This window comes from Mangrovicoccus algicola, from assembly GCF_014903745.1.
GTDB classification, from domain to species: domain Bacteria; phylum Pseudomonadota; class Alphaproteobacteria; order Rhodobacterales; family Rhodobacteraceae; genus Mangrovicoccus; species Mangrovicoccus algicola.
The window spans coordinates 17305-33110 of record NZ_JACVXA010000055.1 but is presented as its reverse complement, the minus strand read 5'-3'; the positions used below and the strand labels follow the sequence as shown (position 1 = coordinate 33110).

Sequence of the window (15806 nt, the reverse complement as noted above, 5' to 3'; positions counted from 1 at the left end):
TGTCTGCGAGTAATCTAACTCCCAGTCCGGGATCCGGGGGCAAGGTCACCTGATTGGATCACCCGACTTCCTGACATGTACCCCTCGTCGATACGGTCTGGTCATCGAAGTCAACGTACGACGAACTCCGCATGCAAGGCCCCCGCCGCCTTGATCGTTTTCAAAATATCGATCATGTCTCTGGGACTGACGCCAAGGGCGTTCAATCCAGATATGATCTCGGACAGATCAGTGCCGGCGCTGACCTCCGCGAGACCGCTGCCGGCATCCTCCTGCAGGCCCAATGCCGTTCTGGGGACAACCACGGTGTTTCCGTCTGAAAAAGGATTCGGCTGCACGACAAGCGGCTCCTCCTGAACACGGAGCGTCAGGTTTCCCTGCGCAACGGCGACACGGGAAATTCGAACGTTCTCCCCGATCACTATGGTCCCGGACCTCTGGTCAACGACAACGCGAGCTTTCTGTTCTGGATCTACGCTCAGATTTTCAATCGCCGCAATGGTCCGCACGATGTCCCGGCGCCCGCCGAGACTCAGTGACAACGTCACCGTACCGGAATCCGTCGCATTCGCAATTCGTCCCCCCATCAAGCGGTTGACAGCATTTTCAATGGAGATCGCTGTCGAAAAGTCCGGTTCTCTCAGCGCCAACCTCAACTGTTCGAGGGAGGAGAAATCGAAATCCACCTCTCGCTCAACCCTGGCACCCGATGGAATGACCCCGGCTGTGGGCACCCCCTGGACCAGGCTACCCGCCTCTCCTTCCACACCGACGCCGCCGGCGATGACAGTTCCCTGCGCGACCGCGTAGATTTGGCCATCGGCCGCATTCAGGGGCGTCATGACAAGCGTCCCGCCAAGAAGGCTGCTCGCGTCACCGATCGCGGAGACTGTCACATCGATATTTCCACCCACCCTGGAAAAAGGAGGCAGCACCGCCGTGACGAAAACGGCTGCCACGTTCTTTGGGCGGAACTGCTCCCCGGAAACATTGACACCCAATCTTTCCAGGATGTTCGACATTATCTCTTCGGTGAAAGGGGCATTCCTTATGCCGTCGCCAGTGCCGTTCAAGCCGACCACGAGACCATAGCCGACAAGATCATTTCCGCGGACTCCGTCGAATTCCACAAGATCCTTCAGCCTGACATTTGCATGACCACTTTCAATGAAAAGCAATAATAAAAATGTAGATAAAAAGAGCCTCATAGAAAATTCACCAGCGATAAATTTGAAACTCTAGCAGTCGCCGCGTATACGGACTCCAGACGAATTTTCAATTCTGAAATATTTACGACAACTTCATCGACATCAACAGACACCATCCCCTTCCTGGTCTCCAGCAGAGAAAACCGACGGGACGATTCCTGTGACAGGAGCATGTCGATTCGCTCCTGCTGAACGCCGATTTCCGCCTGTTTGTAAATCAGCTCCCTGTCCGAATTAACAAGCCCCTCCCCTACCGACGACATCAAGTTCCTTTGCTCGGCATCAATGAGGTTCAGCGTTCCCCTGTCGAGCACGGCCGCCAGCGCATGAAGCCTGACCAGATCTCGAACCTCCGGAGAGTGTCCGGAAAGGTCCACCAATACCCTTTCTCCCGGAGCGACCGAAATGGCGCCCAAAGGCACATCAGACCCCTGATACGCCACTGTTTCGTACCCCCCTCCAGCAGAAAACCACGTTTCAGCCGCAGTCCACACGCCATCTGCATCCACCTCAGAAGACAGATATGTTTCCAGGCTCGCGAGAATGACTTCGGGATCATTGAATGGGCGTACATTTGTCGCATCGCCCGAGAATAAGCTTCTACCTGAAGACTGAACATTCAAGGCTGAGATGATGGAATTAAAATCGGAGCGCCCTTTTTTCAGCGTGGCCGATTTCAGATTGTCATCCGCTGACTGCGCCGCCTCAATCAGGGACATACCAAGATCATGCGCGTATGACCTCGCCTTTTCGAAGGAAACGGCCTGCGCATCCAGAAGCACCTTCGCCGTTTTGGATGTCGCCAAGTATCCGTCAAGCAGCTCCAGATCATGTTCGATTCCAGAAATCCGGGAAAAATTCCCGCGCATATGGGACGACAGATCCGCCACTTCTCCGCTTCCCAGCTCCGTCAAGCTGTCATCCAGACGGTACTGCAAACGGGCCGTCTGGTTTCTGAGGTTGAAAAACTGTGCCATGTCACCGATGGAAAGGGATGTCATTTTAGATCCTCATCAGCCAATCCAGCATGGAGCCTACAACCTCCACGACACGCGCATTTGCGGCATAGGTCTGTTCGATGACCAGAAGTCGCTGCATTTCCGCATCCGTATCCACGCCGCCTTCAAGCTCATACTGGTGCAAGATCTCATATTTCCCCAGGGACGCCGCGAGAGTGCCTTCAGATCTTTCCAGAGACATGCCGATGCTCGATGTGAAATCTGCCGCAAGCGTCGAGGCAGTCCGCCCGCCAATGCCGAAGACCACCGCCGCAGGCATCCGTATTTCCGACATCGCCTCGGAGATACGAACGAGCAGCGCTGTCTGCCCTTCGGGCCCCTGCGCGGCTGCGCCCAGGCCATCCCTGATCCGCCAGATCTCTCCGCCCTGCTGGGGATCTGCCAGGGCATTCACGGCAATCCTCTGCGCCAGGCCCAGCTCGTCCGCTGGATCGAACTTTGCACCAAGATCCGTCAGCAGGCCCGGCTCCGTCGCTGCGATGGTGAAGTCGACCGCAGGTTCGTCAAAGCGTTCGATCAGCTCCCTGGCGAATCCATCCAGCTGCGCCTGTATCTCGATGGCATGAACATCCCGGAGGTCGAACAGCTCCTGAAGCGATCCCCCGGCTATTTTGCTTTGGGGTCTGTCAGTTTCCACGGCGCGACCATTCACCGTCAGCGCTGATAAATGCCCCCCGTCCAGTGACATCTCGGGCGTTATGACATTCGCTGCCGTGAAACCGATTTCGGCCGCCGAATAATCAAGCAACATGACCCCGGCGGAGGTCATCAACGCAATCGCGCCATTGGGGCGCGCCAGTTCCGTAACCGGAATGATGCTGCTGACCCGATCGACAAGAGCCTGTCGCTGGTCGAGCATTGCGGAAACGTCATGATCAAGCACCACGTTGCGAGAAATCGAGGCATTGAGGGATTGGAGTTGCCGCAGGGCGTCATTCAGCTGTCCGACCTGCGCGGCGATCTCGGTATCCGCGCGGAGCCTTTCCGTCTGCACGGCTTCACTGCCGCCCCCCAGATGTTCCACAAGACTTTCCAGGGCATTTCTTATCTTCAAAAGCTGCGGCTCGCTTTCCGGCGCGCCGGTCGCCTCTATCAAGGCAGCTTCCAGGCGGGCCATGCGCGCCGTAAGGGAGCCGGTTTCGGTCGGCAGGCCGATCTGGGCCTGCATGCGACTGAAAAATTCCTGGCTCGTGCGCGCCCCCGCAAGCTCCGCCTCGGCCTGCCTGCGATCAGCGATCAGCACGTCATTGACCAGCCGCCGGATGCCGACAAACTGCACCCCCCCGTCGTCACCGCCCAACCGCGGAGAGAGCACCGCCTCGCGGACGCCATAGCCTTCGGTCATCGCGTTGGAGATATTCGACGCCGCCACATCCGCAAGCCGCGACGTCGCCGACAGACCCGACAACGCGTTCGACAATGCACCTGAAATACTCATTTCCGGTCTCCTCGCGCCTGTTGGAGATTAACGTTTGATATTGGTGGTTTCCTGAAGCATCTCGTCGACCGTCTGGATGACCTTGGCATTCGAGGAATAGGCCCGCTGTGTCTGGATCAGATCGGTGAGCTCCTTCGCCACGTCCGTGGAAGACTGTTCCCGGGCATAGGAGACGATGCCGCCCGTCGGGCCGTCGGCGGCATCCCAGAGGTAATAGGCGCCACTATCCTTGGTGATCTGATAGGTTTCGTAATCTTGGGCCTGCAGGCCGTTTGGATTGGCCACGGCAATCAGGGGAACCTGATAGAGCGTCCGGGTCGTGCCGGTATCGAAACGCCCGTAGACAAATCCGTTTTCATCCACCTCGACAAGGGTCATCGTCCCCACACCGGACCCGTTCTTGGTAATGTTCGAAGGGCGGAACGACGCGCCGAACTGGGTAATTCCGTCGGTCGTGTCCAGCTCTCCGATGGCAACACGGATGGGGCCGCTCGCGGTTGTCACCTCGACAGTTCCGGTCGCGGGATCATAGGCGCCCCCGGTCACTGTCGTGACAGAAGCCAGGGTCCCCCCGGAGGTCTGGGTATCGTTGAAGGTCATGACGTATTCGCCGATGACGGTCGTCGCCGGGATGGTCGCCGAATCGGTGATGACGATCGTCCACTCATTCGACGCCACCCCAGCAACCGCCGGGCTCGGCCGGAACTCCACCGTCAGTTCCTGCGAGGATCCCAGGTTGTTGTAATATTCGACATTGAGGGATTCGTAATCCGTGGACGGGTCAATCACGGCCTCCTCCGTCGCCGTCGCGGGAAGATTGACACCCAGTTCGATCTCGGTGGTGGGTTCGCTGCTGATCGCGCTCATGTTGATCTTGATCGGCTCGAGCCCGGCCAGGGAATCGCGGGAAAAGGCTGGAATGCTGCCATCGGGATTGGCCGGCACGCCCAGCAGAACAAGACCGTTTTCGGTTTTCAGGTAGCCTTCCGCGTCGGTCCGGAACGATCCGGTCGTGGCAAGCAACATGGAGAGATCGCCATTGTCGACATTCACTTCGGGCTTGGTGGTGACAGGCAGGAAGCCGCCGCCGCGCACGGCAAGGTCGGTGGAGTTGCTGGTTCCGATAAGCGAACCGGCCTCGTCTATGAACCGCTGGGTGGAGGCCCGCACCCCCCCTGCCGAATAGGAGCCCCCATTCGAGGAGGTCACCAGGGAATGAAAATCCGCGACGGCGCGCTTGTATCCGTAGGTGTTTGAATTTGCGATATTGTCCGAGATCGTCGCCAATTTGGTGGCGTTCGCGCTGAGCCCCATGACCCCCGCATTCATCGATGAGGAAATCGTCATTAACTGCGCCTTTCTGCTTCAGCATTCCTGTCATGCGGACGCTAGCAGCGGCGTGCTTAATGGCGGGCTAACGGGTAAAATTTAAGAAACAATCCCTCAGACCCCGTCGCGCAGCAGCGTGATCTCGATGCGGTTGTTGCGAAGGGCAAGCGGGTTCGACACGGCCGGTTTGCGATCCGCGAACCCGATCACCTTCTGGATCCGCCGGGCGGGAAAACCCAGCCTCTCCGCCATTTGCCGAACCACATTCGCGCGGCCCGAGGTCACGTCCCATACGGGATTCTCCGCGAGGATCAGCGGCCGTGCGGCCAGATGCGCGGATATCGAGATATCGTTCGCCACGATGCGCGCCCCGTCGACGACATGACGCACCGCAATGCGCAATTCCTCCGTGGGTTCATTCGTCCCCGCCCGGAAAAGACGGATGTCGGGCGTCTCGAAAATGTCGAAGACCAGGCCTTCCTCTGTCAGCCGGGTGATGACATGACGCATCTTCATCAGCTGGGCCATGCTTTCGCCGCCCCGCGCCTGAAGCTGTTCCAGAAGATTCTGCGCATCCTGGATGCGCGCATCCGGAGCGCGTTCGATCACGCGCTCGGCCGTCACATCCACGCCGAGTGCGCCGAGCGCCTGGTTCTCGCTGCTCGGGCGCTCCATCGTGGCGCCGGTGCCCGTCTGCGGCAGCGCCTCTTCCGAGAAGACGCTCTCGCCCCAGAACTGTCCGTCCCCGCCACCGGAAATGCGGCTGACGGGAATGGTCGGAGAGAAATAATCCGCCAGCCCCTTGCGCTGCTTCTCCGTGGTGGCGTTGAGCAGCCACATGAGCAGGAAGAAGGCCATCATCGCCGTCACGAAGTCGGCATAGGCGACCTTCCAGGCTCCGCCATGATGCCCGTGACCACCCACGACCTTCTTTTTCTTGACGATGATCGGCGCAAGATTTTCCGTCGACATGGATGTTCACCCGGCTTTTCCGCCAGGGTGACTAGCAGCCGCGGATAAACGCCGGATTAACCGGCATCAGGTCAGTCTCGCGCAAAAGGAAGGGCCGGATCCGCTTCCGGATCCGGCCCCTGAATTCCCTCTCGGGGAAACCGGCGATCAGTTGCCGGTCGAGGTGGTGCTGGAGGACGACCCGCCCTCGCCGGCCATGCCGATGAGCACGGCAATCACCGCGGCAGTCGCCGTGCCGATACCCGTCTTGGCTTCGCCGCTCAGCGGTGCACTGCCGTTCTGGGAAACGGCCACGGAAGCGGCAGCGCCGTTGGCCGACTGGGCCGAGGCAGCGAAGGGGGCCACGAGGGCAAGGGCGCAAGCTGCGAACCAAAGCTTGGACATTAGGAAACTCCATGGGAAGGGACTACTTTGAATCGAACCTAGCACAATTCACCGGTGAGTAAACGAAAGCTTACGGACCGCGGTGCAGCCGACGGGCCGCGCTGTTGCCGCAGGGGCACTCAGGCAAGGCCGAAACGCGCGCCCAGCCGGTCAAGCGCGCCCGCCCTGGCGGCGGGCCCATCACGCGCGGCCAGGATCTCGGCCAGTGCCAGCTGGTCCTCCCGGTCCAGCCCGGCGGACAAGGCCGCGATGCCGGAATCGTCAATTTCGCCTCGCCGCGCGAGGTCCAGCTTGACCAGCGGCACCCCGAGTTCCAGCAGCGCGGCCGGGGCCCGATGGGTCACGTTCCCCGCAATGCACCAGTCTGCTGCCTGAACCGGATCCCTGCCCCCCTGGCCGCCAAGTACCAGGTCGGGCCGGGATGTGACAATATCGCGCACGCCCGAGCGGCTGGCGATGACCTCGCGGCTGAATCCGCGTCCGGACAGGTGCCGGGAAAGGCCGATCTCGCCCAGAATCACCGTCGCGGGACGCAGGTCGGTGGGGCGGTACCGGTTCCAGAACCGGCGGAACCCGGCATCCGAGAAACAGCGCGCCGAAAAGGAGAGGCAGAAGGAGGTCTGGTGCGGATAGAGCTCGGCACTCTCCGTGGCGCTGCAGATATCGGCGGGGCTGTCGAGCAGACGCCGCAGGAAGGGCTCCAGCCCGCGCGAGGCGACATACACACTGTCATTGAGCAGGATCGCCCGGGTCAACCCCGGGGCGATCCGTCGTGCCAGTCGCAACCCGTGGCGATAGCTGCCGAAATCGCGGCCGAAATTGCGCCGTTCCACATAGCAGTCCACCGGGAGCCGGACCCCGCCGGAGGCCAGGGCCCCGGCATTCACGGCGATGACGTAGACACCGAGCCTGCGCAGCGCGAGGATCATGGCAAGGGTGTCCGGCCGGATTTGACCGCTCTGGAACAGGGCGATCACCGCCACGGGCCCGCCGGCGAACTCGTCCTGCCAAAGGGGGACGGCATCCTGCCCGGTCCCCTGCAGCCGCCTGCAGAGATCCCTGCCGAGGAAGACGGGCAGTAGCGCGATCCGCATCAGCCAGCGACGCACCGGCACACTCCATGATAACTTAACACTTTGTTAACATGCCCATGAGCTCTGGTCCAGAAGACCGGCGCAGGGGCGGCACGGCGCGCATGCGTCCTTTTAACCGTGGGCCGGTCGCGGCGTAATCTGGTAGCGATTGGCCGTAGTTCAGGATGGGGTTGCCCTCGTGCAGGTAGAAGAGACGAAACTTCCCGGTGTTTTGCAGCTGGTGCCGAAGCGGTTCGGCGACAGTCGGGGTTTTTTTTCCGAAGTTTATAACAAATCGGTCTATGAAAAACTCGGGATCGCCATGGAGTTCGTCCAGGACAACCATTCGCTGTCCCGCGAAGTCGGTGTCGTGCGCGGACTGCATTTCCAGGCGCCGCCCCATGCCCAGGACAAGCTGGTGCGCGTGGGCGCCGGCCGGGTGCTCGACGTCGCCGTCGACATCCGCAAGGGCAGCCCGCATTTCGGCCAGTGGGTCGGGGTCGAGCTTTCGGCCGAGGCAGGCAACCAGCTGTTCATCCCGGCCGGGTTCCTGCACGGTTTCGCGGTGCTCGAGCCCAATTCCGAACTGCTTTACAAGTGTTCCGACATCTACGCTCCCGATTGCGACGGGGCCGTCCGCTATGACGACCCCGAGATCGGAATCGACTGGGGCTTCGATGCGGCGCAGGCGATCCTCTCCGAGAAGGATGCCGGTGCGCCGTTGCTGAAGGACTTCGACAGTCCGTTTGTCTACGAAGGGTAATGGTAATGAAAATTCTGGTCACCGGCGGTGCCGGCTTTATCGGATCCGCCGTGGTGCGCCTGGCGGTGTCGCGCGGACATTCGGTGGTGAATGTCGATGCGCTGACCTATGCGGCCTGCCTCGAGAATGTCGCTTCCGTTGCCGACAGCCCGCTCTATGCCTTCGAACAGGCGGATATCTGTGATGCCGCCGCGCTGAAGCGGATCTTCGACACCCACAAGCCCGATGCCGTGATGCACCTGGCGGCGGAATCGCATGTCGACCGCTCGATCGACGGGCCGCGCGCCTTCATCGAGACCAACATCATGGGTACCTACGAGATGCTGCAGGCCGCCCGTGCCTACTGGACCGAGGCGGGCAAGCCGGAAAGCTTCCGCTTCCACCACATCTCCACCGACGAAGTCTTCGGCTCGCTGCCCGACGATCCGGCGGTGAAATTCACCGAGGAAACGCCCTACGACCCGCGCTCGCCCTATTCCTCGTCCAAGGCCTCTTCGGACCACCTGGTCCGCGCCTGGCACGAGACCTACGGCCTGCCGGTCGTGCTGACCAACTGCTCCAACAATTACGGGCCCTTCCACTTCCCCGAGAAGCTGGTTCCGGTCATCATCCTCAACGCGCTGGCCGGCAAGCCGCTGCCGATCTACGGCGACGGCAAGAACATCCGCGACTGGCTCTTCGTCGAGGATCATGCCGATGCGCTGCTGCTGGTGGTGGAAAAGGGCGAACTCGGCCGGTCCTACAATATCGGCGGCGAGAACGAGCGCACCAACCTGGAGCTGGTGAAGACGCTCTGCGGCATCCTCGATGCCAAGCGGCCCAAGGCCTCGGGCTCCTATGCCGACCAGATCACCTTCGTCACCGACCGGCCCGGCCATGATGCGCGCTATGCGATCGACCCGACCCGGATCCGCGCCGAGCTGAACTGGCGCCCCTCGGTCACCGTCGAGGAAGGACTGGAGAAGACCGTGCAGTGGTACCTGGACAACGAAACCTGGTGGCGCGCGCTGCAGGACCGCCAGGGCGTCGGCGAACGCCTCGGAAAGGCAAGCTGAGGGCAAGCGGATGAAACTCCTCGTTTTCGGCCGGAACGGCCAGCTCGCACAGGAAGTCCGGCGCCGCGCCACGGCGCATGAGCTGGACATCCGCGGCAGCTCGGATGCCGATTTCACCGATCCCGAAGCCTGCGCCGCGATCCTCGCGGCGTCGGATGCGGATGCGGTGATCATCACCGCCGCCTACACGGCGGTGGACAAGGCCGAAACCGAGGAGGAAACCGCCCGCCTCGTCAATGCCGCCACCCCCGCCCTTCTGGCGGAGGCGGCGCGGGCAAAGGGCATTCCGCTGGTGCATGTCTCGACCGATTACGTCTTCGACGGAAGCGGCACCACCCCCTTCGCCCCGGATCACCCGACCGCGCCGCTGGGCGCCTATGGCCGCACCAAGCTGGCGGGCGAGGAGGCCATCCGCGCCGCCGGCGGCACCCATGCGATCCTGCGGACCTCCTGGGTCGTGTCGGCGCATGGCAACAACTTCGTCAAGACGATGCTGCGCCTGGGCGCGGAGCGCGACCGGCTGACCATCGTCGCCGACCAGATCGGCGGCCCGACACCGGCGGCTGCGCTGGCGGATGCCTGCATCGCCGCGGCCGAACAGCTGGCCCTCGACCCGTCCAAGTCCGGCACCTATCACGTGTCCGGCGGCCCCGATGTCAGCTGGGCCGATTTCGCCCGCGAGATCTTCGCGCAGGCCGGGCTGTCCTGCGAGGTGGCGGACATCCCCAGCTCGGATTATCCGACCCCCGCGAAACGGCCGCTGAACTCGCGCATGGACAACAGCCTGACCCAAACGGTCTTCGGCCTGGAACGGCCCGACTGGAAGGCGGGGCTGCGTGACATCCTGGCCGATCTGGGCGCGGAGAAAAGCTGATCCCATGTCCCGGAGCCTCAGATATGCCGCCGGGACGTTCCGTCCGATCGCGGAGAACCTGACCCACGGCTTTGCCGCCGAGCACGCGCTGGAATTCTACAAGGCGCGCGCCGTCTACAGCTTCATTCCCAAGAATGCCTGTTCGACGCTGCGCTTCGCGCTGGCGCGCGCCAATGGCGCGCTCAGCTCGCCGGTCCAGATCGACTGGATCCACCACAACAACTACACGTTCCGGGCCGATCAGCGGTCCCTGCAGCAGGCGGAGTTCACCTTCGTCGTGCTGCGCTGCCCCTTCCGGCGGCTGGTCTCGGTCTTCCTCGACAAGATCGTCAACCGCTATCACAATTTCTGGTTCGCCTTCCCGCAGGAAGACGGGCCGATCATTCCGGGCAACGTCACCTTCCGCATGTTCGTGGAACGGCTGGCCCGCAACAAGCTCAGCGCCGACATCCACTGGCGGCCGCAGATCGATTTCCTCGTTTACGAAGGTTACGACCGCTGGATCGCGCTGGAGCGGTTCCCGGAGGCCCTGCCCGAACTGTCGGAGCGGCTGGGGCTGGAGATCCTCGATACCAGGGCGCTGCTGCGCCACGATACCAGCCGCTTTGCCCCCGCCCCGGCGGGCCGCTACGCCGACACGCCGATCCGCGAACTGGAGGCGATGCAGGCCGAAGGCATCGCCCCCCGCGGCGACCAGCTGTTCGACGATGGCCTCGCGGGCATCGTCGCCCATCTCTATCATGCCGACCTGGAGCTGTACGTGGCGCAGTTCGGCACGGATAGCGTTCTCTTTCCCCGGTTCGCGCGGACCGGGCAAGATCAGTAGGAGTAATATACGTGACACAGCGCAAAGGCATTATCCTTGCAGGCGGGTCGGGCACCCGTCTTTACCCCATCACCCGCGGAGTATCCAAGCAGCTCCTCCCGATCTACGACAAGCCGATGATCTATTTCCCGATCTCGGTGCTGATGCTGGCCGGGATCCGCGAGATCGCGATGATCACCACGCCGCAGGACCAGGACCAGTTCAAGCGCACGCTCGGCGATGGCAGCCAGTGGGGCATCAAGCTGGAATACATCGTCCAGGACAGCCCCGACGGCCTGGCCCAGGCCTATATCCTGGCCGAGGATTTCCTCGACGGTGCGCCTTCCGCCATGTGCCTGGGCGACAACATCTTCTTCGGCCACGGCCTGCCCGAACTGCTGGCCTCGGCGGATGCCAAGGAGACCGGCGGCACGGTCTTCGGCTATCGCGTGGCCGATCCGGAACGCTATGGCGTGGTCAAGTTCGACGCCGGCGGCAAGGCCGAGGAGATCATCGAGAAGCCCGAGGTCCCGCCGTCCAACTACGCGGTGACCGGCCTCTATTTCCTCGACGGCACCGCGCCCCAGCGGGCCCGCCAGGTCCAGCCCTCGCCGCGCGGCGAACTGGAAATCACCACGCTGCTGGAAATGTACCTGCACGAGGGCAGCCTGTCGGTGGAGACCATGGGCCGCGGCTATGCCTGGCTGGATACCGGCACCCATGCCTCGCTTCTGGATGCGGGGAATTTCGTCCGCACCCTGACCGAGCGCCAGGGTCAGCAGGTCGGCTGCCTCGAGGAAATCGCCTACGAACAGGGCTGGATCTCCGCGGCACAGCTCGGCGAGGCCGGCGCGCTCTACAAGAAGAACGAATACGGCAAGTACCTGCTTACGCTCGCCGCAGAGTGATCCCGGCCCTTGCCGCGGAATGGAAGGCGCCCCATCTTTCCGGCGGGGCGCCGACCGCCCGGGAGTGTAGTGACATGAAGCACCTGATCTTTCTGGCCCTTCTGGCGGCCGCACCGATGGCGCAGGCGCAGCCGGCCGTTGACGAGAATGCCGAATTCCTTCTGACCGAGATGGACGGCGCCCCCTATGAGGGCCGCTCCACCATGGTCTTTCCCGCCGAGGGCCGTGTCGCCGGGCAAGGCCCCTGCAACAGGTTCATGGGCCGGGCGGAATGGGGCGAGGACGGGGCGGCCAGCTTCGGTCCGCTGGCCTCGACAATGATGGCCTGCCCCGATCTCGACCGGGAAAAGGCCCTGCTGCATGCCCTGGGCGAGGTCACGCGGATCGAGATGACCGATGACGGTTTCGTCCTGACCACCGCCGCGGGCGACGCGCTGCGCTACAGCCGGGAGAGCGCGGACTAAGGCCGTGCTCAGGCCGGCGCCGCACGGCCCGGCATGCCGCGCCTGAGAAGCTCCACGAGCCGCGCCCGCGATGCCGGGATGGCCTGGCCGCTGCGCTGCGGGGGGACATGGCGTTGCAGGAAATGCCCGGTCGTGACCAGCGCCAGCGCGATCTCCTCGTCCGGGGCGGGCCCCTGCCCCTTCAGGCAATCGGGCAGCGGCAGCAGCCTGTCCGCCCACTCCCCCGCCGCCTGGCGGCTGACAGCACGGCCGGTGCGCGGGCTGACGAAGCACAGATCCTCGTTGGTGCCACGCACCGCGCAGCGATCCAGCTCCAGCCCGTAGCCGAGCGCCTCCAGCAAAGCCAGTTCCCAGCGAAGATAGGCCAGGGTCCAGGCCGGGGTCAGCGGCATCAGGTCCAGCAATTCCGAGCTGCGCTCGTATATCCCCGGCAGGTGCAGCCTCTCGGGCAGCGCATGGGCCAGGAGCCCGCTGACCGCGGCCAGCCCCGCAAGCATCCGCCGGTCCGCCATCAGCCGCCCGGCGCGGTCGCGCTGCAGCTCGGCGGTGAAGGTGCCCAGCTGGTCCTCCAGCCGCGCGCGCCAGGCCAGGGAAAGGATATTGCCGGGCTGAAGCAGCGGCGCCATGCGTCGGCTCTGCCCGCCGCGCAGGAGCCCCGCATACCGCCCCCGCTCCGGCGTCAGCACGTCGAGGATGACCGCATGTTCCCCATGCGGCCGCGACGCGATCACCATGCCCTGTCCCTGCCATTCCATGTCTGCAAGATAGGCGCCGCCGGGCCCCGGGGAAAGCGCCCGTGCTCAGGCCAGGGACGGATCGTCCAGAAGCGACCGGCCCTCGCGGCTTTCCAGTTCGATCACCCACAGGTCGCGGTCCCGCCCGGTTTCGCGCGCGATCCGGGCGTCGATCGCGGATTCCGCATCGGTCATGGTGCAGACCCATCGGCGCGCATCGGCCGCCAGGTCATATTGCCGTTCCCAAAGGTCGGCATTGCCGTCCAGCCGCGCGACCTTGACCCAGACCGCCCCGGCCGTGGCATCGCCCTTCTGCAGGACATAGGCCGGAATGTTCTCCAGCCCCAGCCGGGTCATGTAGGCCCTGACCCAGATCCCCGCGGCCAGGCGGCTCACAGGTCGCCGTCGCGGAAATCCAGCCCCATCTCGCCGTAGCGTTCCGCCTCTTCCAGCCAGTTGGGCCGGACCTTCACCTGGCAGAACAGGTGCACGCGGCGCTCCAGGAACTCCTCCAGCTCCAGGCGTGCGGCCTGGCTGATCGCCTTGATCGTCTCGCCGCCCTTGCCCAGGATGATCCCCTTGTGGCCGTCGCGGGCGACATAGATCAGCTGGTCGATGCGGGTGGACCCGTCGGGCCGGTCCTCCCAGGCCTCCGTCTCCACGGTCAGCTGGTAGGGCAGTTCCTGATGCAGGCGCAGCGTCAGCTTCTCGCGCATGATCTCGGCGGCGATCATGCGCATCGGCAGGTCGGCGATCTGATCCTCGGGATAGAGCCACGGCCCCTTCGGCACTTCCTCCGCCAGCCATTGGCGCAGGTCGTCCACCCCGTAGCCCTTCTCGGCCGAGATCATGAAGGTCTTCGCGAAACCGAAGCGGGCATTCATGTCCTCGGTCAGCGCCAGCAGGGTCTTCGCCTCGACCCGGTCGATCTTGTTGATCGCCAGCGCGACCGGCTGGCCGGTGCCGCGTTCCGTCAGGGCCTCGATGATCCGTTCCACACCGGGGGTGACGCCGCGATGCGCCTCGATCAGCAAGACCACCAGATCGGCATCCGCGGCCCCGCCCCAGGCGGCGGCCACCATCGCGCGATCCAGCCTGCGGCGCGGACGGAACAGGCCCGGCGTGTCGACGAAGACGATCTGGCTCTCTCCCTCCATCGCCACGCCGCGGACGCGTGCCCGCGTCGTCTGCACCTTGTGGGTCACGATCGAGACCTTGGCCCCCACCATGTAGTTCAGCAGCGTCGACTTCCCGGCATTGGGCTCGCCGATCAGCGCGACGAAACCGGCCCTTGTGCTGGTCATTGCCTTGCTCCTTTCAGGCGGGACAGAAGGTCCCGCGCGGCGGCCTGCTCGGCCTGGCGCTTCGATCCTGCCACCGCCGAGGCGGTCTCGCCGGAATCGAGCCGCACCGAGATGCGGAATTGCGGTGCGTGGTCCGGCCCCTCGCGGCCGGTGATCTCGTAATGCGGCGGGGTCTGACCGCGGGCCTGCGCCCATTCCTGCAACGCGGTCTTGGGATCGCGGGCATCGGCCTTGACGCTGCCGATCCTGTTGCCCCAGAGCCGAAGCACCAGGTCCTGCGCCGCGCGGAACCCGGCATCCAGATAGACCGCCGCGATCACCGCCTCCAGCGCATCGGCCAGCAGCGCCTCCTTGCGCCGCCCGCCCGAGAGCATCTCTGACCGGCCCAGCCGCAGCACCTTGCCCAGCTCGATCTCGCGGGCGACATCCGCGCAGGTCTCCTTGCGCACCAGCGCGTTGAAACGCGGCGCCAGAACGCCCTCCGCCGCCTTGTCATCGGCGCCAAGCAGCGATTCCGCCATGACCAGCCCCAGCACCCGGTCGCCGAGGAATTCCAGCCGCTCGTTGTTCGGCTGGCTCGGCGAGGACACGGAGGCATGGGTCAGCGCCTCCTTCAGGAGGGCGCCATCGCGGAACTGGTGGCCGATGCGGGCCGAGAAGGCCTTGATCTCTGCTGCCGAGGTCACTCGAGCCCCTTGAAGAAACGGTCCTTGCGCCAGGTCCAGAAGAAGAAGATGGACCGGCCCGCGGAGGAGAACATCACCCGGTCGGCGCGGCCGACGAGGTTTTCGAAGGGGACGAAACCGACGCCATGCGCGGTCTGCGGCACGCGGCTGTCATTGGAATTGTCGCGGTTGTCGCCCATGAAGAAGAAATTGCCCTCGGGCACGGTATAGACGCCGGTATTGTCCAGCGGCGAGGTGCGCGTGTCGAGGATGTCGTGGCTGCGCCCGCCCGGCAGCGTCTCGGTCAGGCGGGTCTTGATGCAATCCGCGCCGAGCCCGACCATGCCGTTGGAGCAGATCGGCGTGCCGCCCATCGGGCCCTGCGGCTCGAAGGTCTCGATGAATTCGCCGGCCGGTTCGGTCGGCACCTCGGTGCCGTTGATCCACAGCCGCCCTTCCTTCATCTGGATCTTGTCCCCCGGCAGGCCGATCAGCCGCTTGATGAAATCCTGGCCGGTGACGGGGTGGCGGAACACGACGATATCGCCGCGCTCGGGCTCGCGCGCCATGATGCGCCCGTCGATGAAGGAACACATCGAGGCGAAGGGGCAGGAATACTGGGAATAGCCATAGGCCATCTTGTTGACGAAGAGGAAATCGCCGATCAGCAGCGTGTCCTTCATCGACCCCGAGGGGATCCAGAAGGGCTGGAAGAACAGGGTCCGGAACACCCCCGCGATCAGAAGCGCGTAGACGATCGTCTTGATCGTCTCGACGAGCCCGCTCTCTTTACCTGCCTTCGCGGCCATGC

Annotated in this window: 18 protein-coding genes; 6 read left to right on the top strand and 12 right to left on the bottom strand. The window is 63.8% G+C overall.

The window, feature by feature from the left end:
• Window positions 1-110: 110 nt before the first annotated feature.
• The 7 genes from ICN82_RS16065 to ICN82_RS16035 all read right to left on the bottom strand — a co-directional run bounded on the left by ICN82_RS16065 (window position 111) and on the right by ICN82_RS16035 (window position 7459).
• Window positions 111-1208 (bottom strand): flagellar basal body P-ring protein FlgI, encoded by a 1098-nt coding sequence (locus tag ICN82_RS16065; protein ID WP_193184641.1) that lies wholly within the window; start codon window positions 1206-1208, stop codon window positions 111-113.
• Window positions 1205-2209 carry a hypothetical protein gene (locus tag ICN82_RS16060; RefSeq protein WP_193184639.1) on the bottom strand — a complete coding sequence of 335 codons (1005 nt, stop codon included), beginning with the start codon at window positions 2207-2209 and terminating at the stop codon, window positions 1205-1207. Before ICN82_RS16060 ends, ICN82_RS16065 begins: the two co-directional genes overlap by 4 nt.
• Window position 2210: 1 nt before the next feature.
• Entirely contained in the window at window positions 2211-3665 is a 1455-nt protein-coding gene (gene flgK, locus ICN82_RS16055; RefSeq protein WP_193184637.1) for a flagellar hook-associated protein FlgK, read from the bottom strand.
• Between the two features lie 27 nt (window positions 3666-3692).
• Window positions 3693-5012 (bottom strand): flagellar hook protein FlgE, encoded by a 1320-nt coding sequence (locus ICN82_RS16050; RefSeq protein WP_193184635.1) that lies wholly within the window; start codon window positions 5010-5012, stop codon window positions 3693-3695.
• 96 nt (window positions 5013-5108) lie between these two features.
• Window positions 5109-5966 carry a flagellar motor protein MotB gene (locus tag ICN82_RS16045; RefSeq protein ID WP_193184633.1) on the bottom strand — a complete coding sequence of 286 codons (858 nt, stop codon included), beginning with the start codon at window positions 5964-5966 and terminating at the stop codon, window positions 5109-5111.
• A gap of 147 nt (window positions 5967-6113) precedes the next feature.
• A complete protein-coding gene (locus tag ICN82_RS16040) occupies window positions 6114-6350 on the bottom strand; it encodes a hypothetical protein (protein ID WP_193184631.1) in 237 nt (78 codons plus the stop codon).
• A gap of 119 nt (window positions 6351-6469) precedes the next feature.
• Window positions 6470-7459 carry a hypothetical protein gene (locus ICN82_RS16035; protein ID WP_193184629.1) on the bottom strand — a complete coding sequence of 330 codons (990 nt, stop codon included), beginning with the start codon at window positions 7457-7459 and terminating at the stop codon, window positions 6470-6472.
• Window positions 7460-7622: 163 nt separating this feature from the next.
• Here ICN82_RS16035 and rfbC point away from each other — a divergent pair, with 163 nt between their 5' ends.
• The 6 genes from rfbC (at window position 7623) to ICN82_RS16005 (ending at window position 12292) form a co-directional block, all read left to right on the top strand.
• Entirely contained in the window at window positions 7623-8186 is a 564-nt protein-coding gene (rfbC, locus tag ICN82_RS16030; protein ID WP_193184627.1) for a dTDP-4-dehydrorhamnose 3,5-epimerase, read from the top strand.
• A 5-nt stretch (window positions 8187-8191) separates the two neighbouring features.
• Window positions 8192-9241 carry a dTDP-glucose 4,6-dehydratase gene (rfbB, locus tag ICN82_RS16025; RefSeq protein ID WP_193184625.1) on the top strand — a complete coding sequence of 350 codons (1050 nt, stop codon included), beginning with the start codon at window positions 8192-8194 and terminating at the stop codon, window positions 9239-9241.
• A 10-nt stretch (window positions 9242-9251) separates the two neighbouring features.
• Window positions 9252-10115, top strand: a complete 864-nt coding sequence (gene rfbD, locus ICN82_RS16020; RefSeq protein WP_193184622.1) for a dTDP-4-dehydrorhamnose reductase — start codon at window positions 9252-9254, stop codon at window positions 10113-10115.
• A 4-nt stretch (window positions 10116-10119) separates the two neighbouring features.
• Entirely contained in the window at window positions 10120-10941 is an 822-nt protein-coding gene (locus tag ICN82_RS16015) for a sulfotransferase family 2 domain-containing protein (RefSeq protein WP_193184620.1), read from the top strand.
• A gap of 11 nt (window positions 10942-10952) precedes the next feature.
• A complete protein-coding gene (gene rfbA, locus ICN82_RS16010; RefSeq protein WP_193184618.1) occupies window positions 10953-11828 on the top strand; it encodes a glucose-1-phosphate thymidylyltransferase RfbA in 876 nt (291 codons plus the stop codon).
• 74 nt (window positions 11829-11902) lie between these two features.
• Window positions 11903-12292, top strand: a complete 390-nt coding sequence (locus ICN82_RS16005; protein WP_193184616.1) for an META domain-containing protein — start codon at window positions 11903-11905, stop codon at window positions 12290-12292.
• An 8-nt stretch (window positions 12293-12300) separates the two neighbouring features.
• Here ICN82_RS16005 and recO read toward each other — a convergent pair whose 3' ends face one another.
• From recO to lepB, 5 genes are read right to left on the bottom strand one after another with little or no spacing between them, the layout of a single operon-like run.
• Window positions 12301-13047: a DNA repair protein RecO gene (gene recO, locus ICN82_RS16000; RefSeq protein WP_193184614.1), complete on the bottom strand. Its 747-nt coding sequence runs from the start codon at window positions 13045-13047 to the stop codon at window positions 12301-12303.
• A 45-nt stretch (window positions 13048-13092) separates the two neighbouring features.
• Complete coding sequence (locus ICN82_RS15995) at window positions 13093-13422, bottom strand: DUF1491 family protein (protein WP_193184612.1); 330 nt, start codon at window positions 13420-13422, stop codon at window positions 13093-13095.
• Window positions 13419-14330 (bottom strand): GTPase Era, encoded by a 912-nt coding sequence (gene era, locus ICN82_RS15990; protein WP_193184609.1) that lies wholly within the window; start codon window positions 14328-14330, stop codon window positions 13419-13421. Before era ends, ICN82_RS15995 begins: the two co-directional genes overlap by 4 nt.
• Complete coding sequence (gene rnc, locus ICN82_RS15985; RefSeq protein ID WP_193184607.1) at window positions 14327-15016, bottom strand: ribonuclease III; 690 nt, start codon at window positions 15014-15016, stop codon at window positions 14327-14329. The genes era and rnc overlap by 4 nt, the downstream gene beginning before the upstream one ends.
• Window positions 15013-15804, bottom strand: coding sequence for a signal peptidase I (lepB, locus tag ICN82_RS15980; RefSeq protein ID WP_193184605.1), 792 nt, complete (start codon window positions 15802-15804; stop codon window positions 15013-15015). The genes rnc and lepB overlap by 4 nt, the downstream gene beginning before the upstream one ends.
• Between the last annotated feature and the right edge of the window lie 2 nt (window positions 15805-15806).

Coding starts and splice junctions, on each gene's coding strand:
- ICN82_RS16065 (WP_193184641.1), bottom strand. CDS start 1,208: ATGAGGCTCTTTTTATCTACATTTTTATTATTGCTTTTCATTGAAAGT.
- ICN82_RS16005 (WP_193184616.1), top strand. CDS start 11,903: ATGAAGCACCTGATCTTTCTGGCCCTTCTGGCGGCCGCACCGATGGCG.
- rfbB (WP_193184625.1), top strand. CDS start 8,192: ATGAAAATTCTGGTCACCGGCGGTGCCGGCTTTATCGGATCCGCCGTG.
- ICN82_RS16060 (WP_193184639.1), bottom strand. CDS start 2,209: ATGACATCCCTTTCCATCGGTGACATGGCACAGTTTTTCAACCTCAGA.
- lepB (WP_193184605.1), bottom strand. CDS start 15,804: ATGGCCGCGAAGGCAGGTAAAGAGAGCGGGCTCGTCGAGACGATCAAG.
- recO (WP_193184614.1), bottom strand. CDS start 13,047: ATGGAATGGCAGGGACAGGGCATGGTGATCGCGTCGCGGCCGCATGGG.
- ICN82_RS16050 (WP_193184635.1), bottom strand. CDS start 5,012: ATGACGATTTCCTCATCGATGAATGCGGGGGTCATGGGGCTCAGCGCG.
- ICN82_RS16040 (WP_193184631.1), bottom strand. CDS start 6,350: ATGTCCAAGCTTTGGTTCGCAGCTTGCGCCCTTGCCCTCGTGGCCCCC.
- era (WP_193184609.1), bottom strand. CDS start 14,330: ATGACCAGCACAAGGGCCGGTTTCGTCGCGCTGATCGGCGAGCCCAAT.
- ICN82_RS16015 (WP_193184620.1), top strand. CDS start 10,120: ATGTCCCGGAGCCTCAGATATGCCGCCGGGACGTTCCGTCCGATCGCG.
- rfbD (WP_193184622.1), top strand. CDS start 9,252: ATGAAACTCCTCGTTTTCGGCCGGAACGGCCAGCTCGCACAGGAAGTC.
- flgK (WP_193184637.1), bottom strand. CDS start 3,665: ATGAGTATTTCAGGTGCATTGTCGAACGCGTTGTCGGGTCTGTCGGCG.
- ICN82_RS16045 (WP_193184633.1), bottom strand. CDS start 5,966: ATGTCGACGGAAAATCTTGCGCCGATCATCGTCAAGAAAAAGAAGGTC.